Annotated in this window: 9 protein-coding genes; 7 read left to right on the top strand and 2 right to left on the bottom strand. The window is 34.7% G+C overall.

Features of this window, described 5'->3' with window-relative positions:
• Positions 1-325 precede the first annotated feature (325 nt).
• From lpxD to BM253_RS08775, 3 genes are all read left to right on the top strand, one after another.
• A complete protein-coding gene (gene lpxD / locus BM253_RS08785) occupies positions 326-1,324 on the top strand; it encodes a UDP-3-O-(3-hydroxymyristoyl)glucosamine N-acyltransferase (RefSeq protein ID WP_091522466.1) in 999 nt (332 codons plus the stop codon).
• A gap of 65 nt (positions 1,325-1,389) precedes the next feature.
• Entirely contained in the window at positions 1,390-1,908 is a 519-nt protein-coding gene (locus tag BM253_RS08780) for a hypothetical protein (RefSeq protein WP_091522431.1), read from the top strand.
• 275 nt (positions 1,909-2,183) lie between these two features.
• Positions 2,184-2,825: an outer membrane beta-barrel protein gene (locus BM253_RS08775; RefSeq protein WP_177205752.1), complete on the top strand. Its 642-nt coding sequence runs from the start codon at positions 2,184-2,186 to the stop codon at positions 2,823-2,825.
• A gap of 72 nt (positions 2,826-2,897) precedes the next feature.
• Here the strand turns inward: BM253_RS08775 and gcvP are convergent, their stop codons facing one another.
• On the bottom strand, positions 2,898-5,747 hold the full coding sequence (gene gcvP / locus BM253_RS08770) for an aminomethyl-transferring glycine dehydrogenase (RefSeq protein ID WP_091522424.1): 2,850 nt from the start codon (positions 5,745-5,747) through the stop codon (positions 2,898-2,900).
• A gap of 134 nt (positions 5,748-5,881) precedes the next feature.
• Between gcvP and BM253_RS08765 the strand changes: the two genes are divergently transcribed.
• Genes BM253_RS08765 through BM253_RS08755 form a run of 3 tightly spaced genes read left to right on the top strand, consistent with a single transcriptional unit; the run spans position 5,882 to position 9,196 of the window.
• Positions 5,882-6,688 carry a UbiA prenyltransferase family protein gene (locus BM253_RS08765; RefSeq protein WP_177205751.1) on the top strand — a complete coding sequence of 269 codons (807 nt, stop codon included), beginning with the start codon at positions 5,882-5,884 and terminating at the stop codon, positions 6,686-6,688.
• Between the two features lie 6 nt (positions 6,689-6,694).
• Positions 6,695-7,672 carry an XAC2610-related protein gene (locus tag BM253_RS08760; RefSeq protein WP_091522417.1) on the top strand — a complete coding sequence of 326 codons (978 nt, stop codon included), beginning with the start codon at positions 6,695-6,697 and terminating at the stop codon, positions 7,670-7,672.
• 18 nt (positions 7,673-7,690) lie between these two features.
• Positions 7,691-9,196: a hypothetical protein gene (locus tag BM253_RS08755; RefSeq protein ID WP_091522414.1), complete on the top strand. Its 1,506-nt coding sequence runs from the start codon at positions 7,691-7,693 to the stop codon at positions 9,194-9,196.
• Here the strand turns inward: BM253_RS08755 and BM253_RS08750 are convergent.
• A complete protein-coding gene (locus BM253_RS08750) occupies positions 9,193-9,600 on the bottom strand; it encodes a hypothetical protein (protein WP_091522409.1) in 408 nt (135 codons plus the stop codon). The two genes, BM253_RS08755 and BM253_RS08750, sit on opposite strands and share 4 nt — an antisense overlap.
• 155 nt (positions 9,601-9,755) lie before the next feature.
• On the opposite strand from BM253_RS08750, the gene BM253_RS08745 reads away from it, so the two are divergent.
• Positions 9,756-10,145, top strand: a complete 390-nt coding sequence (locus BM253_RS08745; protein WP_091522405.1) for a hypothetical protein — start codon at positions 9,756-9,758, stop codon at positions 10,143-10,145.
• The last annotated feature ends 2 nt before the right edge of the window (positions 10,146-10,147 follow it).

Genomic DNA, 10,147 nt, shown 5'->3' with positions numbered 1-10,147 from the left:
ATAAGTCTAAAAGCTTTGCAGAGCGAATGGTGTACTTTGCCAGTTTTGGTTGTTAATAAATTTATGAATTTTTCAAAGAACAAATCTAAAGGCTGGTGCGAGCATCTTGCTCGTACCTTAAAATTTCATAAACTTTTCACGAGCGTTGGGGCCGGTCACTGAGCTGGTCACTGAGCCACGTCGAAGTGCTGTCGGACTGCCGTCAGTTCGAGCGAAGTCGAGAACTAAAATATAAAAAATAGAAACCAATTTAAAATAAAATAGGAAATTTAAAGTTATTATAGTTTATTTGATGCTTAAACAGCTAAAAAACAATAACAATATAATGAAATCGTATTCTATTTTTGAAATTAACGACATTTTGAAGGGAACCATTATTGGAACAACTTCTCAAAATATCACAGCAACCGAAGAACTTACCCGAGCAAAACAGTCACACATTTCTTTTATAGGAAACAAGAAATACGAGAAGCTGTGGGAAACATCAGCCGCAAGTGTAGCCGTTGTAAATAAAGATATTTCAATTGAACCGGGCAAGAACCGAGCATTTATCCAAGTAGATAATGCCGATTTGGCTATGAGTCAGGTTTTAGAATTATTTGCTTCGCCAATGCCCGAGTTTGCTGTTGATATTCATCCTACGGCGGTAATCGATGATTCGGCTAAAATTGGTAACGGAGTAAAAATAGGAGCATGCTGTTATGTTGGTCCGCGTACCGAAATTGGCGACGGAACCATTCTGTACCCAAACGTAACCCTTTTAGACGATTGTATTATTGGCAAGCAAACCACCATTTGGTCTGGAACCGTAGTGCGCGAGCGCAGTAAAATTGGTCATCAGTGCATTATTCATCCAAACGCGACGATTGGTGCCGACGGTTTTGGCTTTCGTCCGTGTGCCGAACGTGGTTTGGTAAAAATCCCACAAATCGGCGATGTAGTTATTGGTAATCAGGTCGAAATAGGTGCAAATGCCTGTGTAGATCGCGGTAAATTCAGCTCAACCATTATTGGCGATGGCTGTAAAATAGATAATTTGGTACAAATAGGGCATAACAGCGAATTGGGCATGTTCTGTATTATGGCGGGTAACAGCGGTTTGGCAGGTTCGGTTAAATTAGGCAACGGCGTAATTATTGGCGGCAGTGCCTCTATTAAAGACCATACAACCATTGGCGACCGCGCTGTAATTGGTGCAGGTTCTGGCGTAACAGGCGATGTAGCAGCCGGTAAAACCATGTTGGGCTACCCGGCGTTAGAAGCACGCGATACCCTAAAACAATGGGCAATTATGAAACGCTTGTTAAACGAGAGTAAGAAGTAATATTTCCAGTGGTAAAATTAATAAGTAGAGACTTAGCTTTAGTAAAATATAGAAACTTTCCTTTATTGGCATACGATAAAACTTTAGATGAGGATATTTTTTATTGTTCGGATTATATCGGTTCTTATTGGATAAAATTAACAGAAGAAAACAATACAGTTTTAATAGACGAGTTATTGAAACTATTGAGTTTTTTAGAATATAAAGAGTTACTATTTCTAGGTCAGATTGATAAACCTTGGATTTCAAAACCAATGTCTAAACGTTTTAGTTCTGTTATTTACAATAAAGCTATACGGTTTTTTAAAAACAATGGTATTTGGACAAAGTTTAACGGAGCTGTAAAAGTTGAACAGAAAGACTTTAAAGAGTTTTTAACTCACTTTTTTACATTAACAAGGTTTGAAGGATATTTCTGGGATCATTATTTTTCAGATGAGCGTCAAAATATTCTTTTTTCTATCCATTATTCAGGAGAAATCCAAGTCATAACTTTAAATGAAGAAATAAATAAAAGCTTTTTATCTTTTGTGAAAAACACAGAATTTATTGATAGTTTTCGAAAAGATACAGATAGATTATAAATAAAACCTCCCGAAGAAATTCGGGAGCTTTTATTTAATAAGTTAAAATTGTTGCCTTTGAGTAATTTTTCTACAAAGTAACATAGTAAGTGCATTGCTGTAAAAAGTAAATATTTCTTTTAAAAAAGTTTGAGTGATAATCGCTTACCTTTTGTATAATGTAAGGTAGTGAGTTTTAATAACTCTTTATAATCATTATTATGCAGTTTGTTAATATGTTTGGGCTGGTTCTTGTAATTCTTTTAAAACTTACAATATTTATAAAGAATAATTATATGCGTTTTATCATCATTTTATCTCTATTTTTCTTATCATTCAATGCTGCACAGGCACAACAGTTTAATAATTTTTCATTAGAAGTAGGAGGGGGAGCTCATTTTCCTTTCAACCCAAAAGACTCAAAAGACCAAACAAGTCTTTCTAATTATATCTCTATGAAACAGTTTCAAGTTTCGGGACGTTATATGTTTAATGAAAAAATTGGACTGAAAGGGCAGTATGCCTATTTTTATTTTCAAGATAAAGAAAATCATTTAAATAAATCAGCAATGCACAAAGTAACTCTTGAAGCAGTTTATAATTTGGGTAATGCACTGAATTTTAATTACGCTTTTCAAGAAAGGTTTACATTGTTGTTACATGGTGGTGCCGGGATTTCGTTTCTAAAACCGAAAGAAAGTTACGATTTTGAAAAAATAGGAAATCTCCAATTAGGTATTACTCCTATGGTGAAAATCAGTAATCAGGTTGCTTTTTATATGGATGTAACACCTGTGTTAAATTTAATGCAGCACTATTCTTATGGAGGCGAACTCCTTAATGCTGATTATAAAGCGCAAAGTGGTTTCTTCTTAAACGCAAATGCAGGATTTGTGTTCTATTTAGGAAGTAGAAACCAACACGCAGATTGGTATTAAAATATCAGATATATTTGATAAAAAAACTCCCGAAGAAATTCTCGGGAGTTTTTTATTATAATCAAAAAGCAATTACGCTTCCATGTAAGCTTCAATAGGAGCACAAGAGCAAACAAGGTTTCTGTCGCCATAAGCATCGTCCACACGGCGTACACTTGGCCAGAATTTGTTTTCTGCTACATATTCTAACGGATAAGCTGCTTTTTCACGAGAATAAGGTTGTTCCCAAGTTTCGGCAGTTAACATAGCTAAAGTATGCGGAGCGTTTTTCAAAACGTTGTTGGTGTCTTCAGCTGTTGCTGCTTCAATTTCTTTACGAATTGATAGCATCGCATCACAAAAACGATCTAATTCCGCTAAATCTTCAGATTCGGTTGGTTCAATCATCAACGTTCCAGCCACAGGGAAAGAAACCGTTGGTGCGTGGAAACCGTAATCCATTAAACGTTTTGCAATATCAGTCACTTCAATACCTTTTGCTTTAAACATACGGCAGTCAATAATCATTTCGTGAGCTGCACGTCCGCGTTCTCCCGAATACAATACTTCGTATCCTTCGCTTAAACGCGCTTTCATATAGTTTGCATTCAAGATCGCTGTCATGGTAGATTGTTTCAAACCATCGGCACCTAGCATCGAAATATATCCGTAAGAAATTAAACAAACTAAAGCCGAACCGTACGGAGCTGCCGAAATTGCAGTGATTGCGTTATCGCCACCTACTTTAATAACCGGGTTTGTTGGTAAAAATTCTACTAAGTGTTGTGCCACACAGATTGGACCAACACCAGGACCACCACCACCGTGAGGAATTGCAAAGGTTTTGTGTAAGTTTAAGTGACAAACATCGGCACCAATACGCGCAGGGTTTGTCAACCCAACTTGTGCATTCATATTTGCACCATCCATATAAACCTGTCCGCCGTTAGCGTGGATCAAGTCAGTAATTTCAATGATCGATGATTCGTAAACTCCGTGTGTAGAAGGGTAAGTAATCATTACACAAGATAAATTGTCTTTGTGTAATTCAGCTTTCGCTCTTAAATCTTCTACATCGATATTTCCTTCTTCAGTCGTTTTGGTAACAACCACTTTCATACCAGCCATTGCAGCCGATGCAGGGTTTGTTCCGTGAGCCGATGCAGGAATTAACGCGATGTTTCTGTGACCTTCACCACGAGATTCGTGATATGCACGAATGACCATTAAACCAGCGTATTCACCTTGTGCACCAGAATTTGGTTGTAATGTAGTACCGGCAAAACCGGTAATTACGTTTAACTGCTGCTCTAATTTATGCAACATGGTTAAATATCCTTTGGTTTGATCTGCCGGAGCAAATGGGTGGATATTGTTCCAGTTAGGATTGCTTAAAGGCAACATTTCTGCTGCTGCATTCAACTTCATTGTACAAGATCCCAAAGAAATCATAGAATGGTTTAATGCCAAATCTTTACGCTCTAACTTTTTAATATAACGCATCAATTGAGATTCTGAATGATACGTGTTGAACACCTCATGCTCTAAGAACGTAGATGTTCTTTCTAATTTTACAGGAACCAAAGCTTCTTGAGAAAGTTCGGTAACTGCAGTGAATGATTTTCCGGCAACTTCTGCAAAAATACCAATCACCGTATTAATATCGTTTATAGAAATAGTTTCGTTAACTGAAATTGAAACCGTATTTGCATCAGCATAATAGAAATTGAATTCTTTCGCTTCGGCAACAGCTTTTACTTTAGCAGCATCGGCTTTTACCAAAATAGTATCGAAATACGCATCGTTTAATTGCTCAAAACCTAATTTAGTTAATTCGGTTTCAATAGTAACTGCTTTTGCGTGTGCTTCGTTTGCAATGCGGCGTAAACCTTTTGGTCCGTGATAAACCGCATACATACCCGCCATAACTGCCAATAAAACCTGTGCAGTACAAATGTTAGATGTTGCTTTTTCACGTTTAATGTGCTGCTCACGTGTTTGTAATGCCATACGCAATGCACGGTTTCCGTTAGTGTCTTGAGAAACACCAATGATTCTACCTGGCATAGAACGTTTGTATTCTTCTTTAGTTGTAAAGAAACCAGCGTGTGGTCCACCAAAACCTAACGGAATACCAAAACGCTGAGTGGTACCAACAACTGCATCGGCACCCATTTCGCCCGGAGATTTTAAACGTGCTAATGATAAAATATCAGCAGCAACCGCCACTTTAATATCTTTTGAATGTGCTTTGTTTATGAAATCTTCATAATCGTGAACCTGACCATATTTACCAGGATATTGTAAAATTGCAGCGAAGAAATCTTCTGTAAACTCAAATGTTTCGTGATTTCCAACAACAACTTCAATTTCAATTGGAGTAGAACGCGTTTGTAAAACCGATAACGTTTGAGGTAAAATTTCTTCTGAAACAAATAACTTGTTTGCGTTGTTTTTCTTTTGATCTCTAGTACGAACATCAAACAACAATGCCATAGCTTCGGCAACTGCAGTAGATTCGTCTAATAACGATGCATTTGCAATTTCCATTCCCGATAATTCAATTACGGTAGTCTGGAAATTCAATAAAGCCTCTAAACGTCCTTGAGCAATTTCTGCCTGATAAGGTGTGTACGCAGTGTACCAACCCGGATTTTCGAAAATATTACGTTGGATAACAGCCGGAACGATCGCTTCGTTATATCCTAAACCAATCATTGATTTAAATACCTTGTTTTGTGCGCCTAATGCCGTAGCGTGTGCCAAATATTCGTATTCTGTAAGTGCTTCGTCTAAAACGATATCTCTCTCTAAACGGATTTTGTCTGGAAAAGTTTCGTATAACAATTGATCCATATCTTTCACACCTACCGTGTCAAACATGTGTTGTAAGTCGGTTGCTCTAGGTCCAATGTGTCTTAAAGCAAAAGCATTTGTCTTCATCTGCTATTAATAAAATTATAGTTGTGTTTAAAGAAAGCAAAAATACAACTAATATTTGATTAATTTTACGGATAGAAAAAATAAAGTGATGTGAACAGCAACAAGTTATGCAGCAACAGAGTACTAAAAATATAATGCGTTTTTTTGATTGGTATTTGCACGCAAGTTTGCATGTGGCGCTGGCTACAACGGCATTGGTGCAAATGACTTTTTATTTTTGCTATTTGCCTTTTAATGCGGCTGTTACCAATTTGGTTTTTTTTGGAACCGTTTTTAGCTACAACTTTATTAAATACGCCCAGGTTATTGCCAAGAAAAAAGAACTATCGCTGTTTTTAAAAAGTATTTTAGCGTTAAGCGTTGTAAGTTTTTTAATTGCGGTACTAAGTTTTTTCTTTTTGAATTTAAAAGCACAGCTACTCACTGTTTTTTTTGGATTGCTGTGTGTTTTGTATGTAATTCCGCTTGCCAAATCAAAGACCAATTTACGGAATTATGCCGGAATAAAAATCTACATTGTATCGCTGTGTTGGGCGGGAGTTACTACATTACTGCCGATTGTAAATGCCGAACAAGCCATAGAAAGTGATATTGTTTTTAAGTTTTTACAACGATTTATTCTTACACTGATTCTTATTTTGGTTTTCGAAATTAACGATTTAAAGTACGATGATATCCGACTTAAAACCGTTCCGCAGACCATTGGTGTTTTAAAAACAAAATATTTGATTGGTTTGTTGCTGATTCCGTTTTATTTTCTGGAATTTTTAAAAGTAAATTATTATGGAAATCAATGGATCATCAATCTTATTTTGGTAGCTGTCATTTCATTATTTACCTATTATGCCAACCCAAACCGATCGAAATATTACACGCTTTTTTGGGTAGAAAGTGTACCGGTTTTGTGGTATTTGTTGGTTGTTTTATTTAATTTTCAATAAAGAATTATGAAAAAGATGTTGTTTGTTTTATTATTGATGCCCTTTTTTGCATCTGCACAACAATCGTATGATTTAATTGATTTTTCTGATGAATTTTCTGGAAAAATTATTGTTGATGACAATCAGGAAAATTCCGATCTGGAAACAAACTGTACCTTAAATCTCTATCAAAAGAAGAATGGTAAACTCGTTTTCTCTAAACCTGCTTTTTATTCGGGATATGATCTTGAAGATTCTAAAGTGAAATCGAACATTCAAGAAATTCCGTATGGCGAGCAAAGTATCTTAATTTTTGAGGATTTTAATTTCGACGGAAAAGAAGATATTGCCTTGCGAACCGGGAATTATGGTTGTTACGGTGGTCCGTCGTTTGAAATATATCTGGCTGATAAAAAAGGTTTTACCTTCAATGAAAGTTTTACCGAATTAGGATCTAATTATTGCGGAATGTTTACGGTTGACGATGAAAAAAAACAGTTGCAAACCATGACAAAGAGCGGTTGCTGCTGGCATCAGTTTGCAACCTATGTGGTAGAAAATAATCAGGTGGTTCCCATCGAAATTGTTGAAGAATCCTATTCAGGTATTTTCGCAGATTATTCGGTTCAAAAACGTGTGAATGGTAAAATGGTTACTAGTCATTATCAAGAATTTCCTTTAGAGAATAGCGATTATGAGTTTACCATGGTTTTTGAAAATGGCAAAAAAATGTATTTGACAAAAATATATGGTGGTGATCAGTTGGGATATATTTTTACTAATGCAGATAACGTGGTAGAACTCTTCATTGATGCCGATTTTACATTTAATAAAACCACGCAAACATTAACTTTTAGCAACAAAAGCACCATCTACGAAGTTTCATCAAAAGAAATTACAGTAAAGGATAACGGCAAAACGTATCATTTAAATAAAATAAAAGAAACCGCCGGATCTTTCAATAATTTAAAATGGAACACTTTTAGCAATGTCAATTTTAAGTAAAACTTCAACTTTAAAATTATGTTTAAAAAAATAGCTTTCTGTCTGTTGCTTTTGTTGAATTTTTCGACATTTGCAAGTGAATGTTATCATTATCATACATCGGTTCAGTATAAAATCGAAACCAATATAAATGGCGTTTTTTTGGTTTGTAATACTATTGATCCTAACGGTGTAAGTATTTCAGAATCAAAAAAAGTAAAATTGTCTGTAATACCGCAAGAAGATTGGGGTGTAGAGAATAAAGACGGTGATTTTATTTTACTTTCTAACAAAAATGCATATTTTATATTAAATCACAGCAGTTATGATTTTGAGAAGAATCAACCTATAAAGATTTTCGATAAAAGCGAGATTACATCAACTTTTAATGGAAATATGTTTCTGAAAAATAATGAATGGATTTATGTTAGTTATGACGATTTTGAAAAAAAAGTGACCCGGAAAAAGATCACAAATCTTCCGTCTGATGCGGATTTTTTTGCAAAAACACCGACCAACAGTTATTTGTTAAAAAATAAGGAATCTGTTTACACCTGTGTTTTTAGCAATAATGATGTTGAGGTTGTAAAAGTGCCAAACATAAACGCTTCAACGGTGCGCTTGATAGCACCCGAATATTATTTAGACAATTATTTTTTGTTCGATAATGATACATTTTATTTAACAAGTACTAGTTTGGATTTGAATAGTGATGTTACGAATGAATTCAAAATGTTAGGTTTCTCGGGTGATTTCACCACTTTAGAACATATCAATAAAGGATTTTTAAGCGGTTTTTATGATGTGAAAGAAAATACTTTTTGGAGTTATGTTGAAGCAGGAATTTCGCTGGAAGGCAGTCCGGATACTCATTTTTATCCTATTGAAAATGCAAAACTTACAAGTAATAAAATGTTTGTAGTTGTTAACGGCAAATATTACAACCACAGCTGGAATGCTGTTTACGAAACTGGTGAGATAAGTACAGCTAACACTTTTTTTCTTGATAAACTGGAATTGTTTCCGAATGATATCTATTACGATGGATCTGCTTATTACCGATTTAATTATGACGGTAACACATTTGTTCTTATTGATTATCTCAAAGGAAATATTGCATTTTATAACGGCATTAAAAGTTATCAGCACGGAACAGCTCCTTTTTTTATAATGCAAAAAGGACTGTATGTTTTTAATGGCGAAAACACTATAAAAAAACTAGCCGACGTTAACAATGAAATCAAAGATCTTTCCGTTGGATATACTTTTAATAATCAACTTTTTATAGATAACGAACTAATTACAACCCCAACTGATTTTAATTCCATAGAATTTGCAGGCAGTTTAGTTGATGTACAGTCACCTTGCGATGGCGGTCGTGGACAAATTCCGGTTGTTGTTCATTACTATCACTTTTTTAAAGATAAAAACGGCTTGTATGTTTACAGTACCGAACGTAAAACATTTGAAAAAGTAACCAATGAAAACGTTGCAAACAATTTCGAAAGCATGCAGAACTGGATGCAAAAGAATAAAAAAGTTTAAGCGGCACGTTCTAAATGCGTAATAATCTGTTCAATTTCAGTCGCCTTTTTCAATTGATTTCTCAATAAAAAGTCGCCGTGTTTTTTCTGATGATTTTCTATCGTTCGGTTTAAATGTGTTTTAAAAAGTTGGCTGTAATGTTTTTTGCTGTGTTGCTCAATCAGTTCGTAACAAAGTTTCACTTCATCAATATTTTGCTGTGTGATTTCAGTTTTCGATAGACTTTGTAGTAAGTTGTTCAGATAATTTTCCTTTTCGAATTCCAAACTATTCAATTTGTCCTGATATATTTTAATGGTCGTTTCATCGTTAATTTCCAACCACGTAAGTTTTTCTAAATTGCAGTTCACAATTTTTAAATTCAACTGCAATAATTCGTATTGATGTCTGTAATAGGTTATCATGTTTTCTTGTTTTGTTCAAATTTCATGATTTCGAATGACGTTGTTTGTCGTTAAGTAGCTATGGTGTGTTAAATTTTATAAATTAACATTTTTAATAACAGTACGTAAAGTGTAAGCTGTATATTTAAACAATTAACTAAACAAAATGTACTATTATGACCGAAAACTATTTTCAATCAACAGACGAAAGTCAAAATTTTATCAATTATTTTAAAGCTGTAAACGCAACTTTTTTAAACGAAAACGTAAAGGCACTGTTTATTGTAAAAGCACACAACAGCGTGTATCTTAAAACGGTTTTTACAAAAGAAGAGTATTTAAACAAATTTACGTTTGTAACCACTTTTACCAATTTAGATATGGTGGTTGATACTTGTGATTGCGATGAAAACCCGGAAGGAAAACTTTTTCAGGACAATTTGCCAAACGAACAATTAATTGATTTTTTTGTGAACTTGGATGAAGAATGTCTGGTGCAGATTTTCGACAGCGAGTTAATTTCCATTCCGTTTATATCAGAACATTATCAAATGGAAGTATTTTAAAA

The organism is Paenimyroides ummariense (assembly GCF_900115115.1).
Lineage (GTDB): Bacteria > Bacteroidota > Bacteroidia > Flavobacteriales > Flavobacteriaceae > Flavobacterium > Flavobacterium ummariense.
This window is presented reverse-complemented; position numbering and strand designations above follow the sequence as displayed.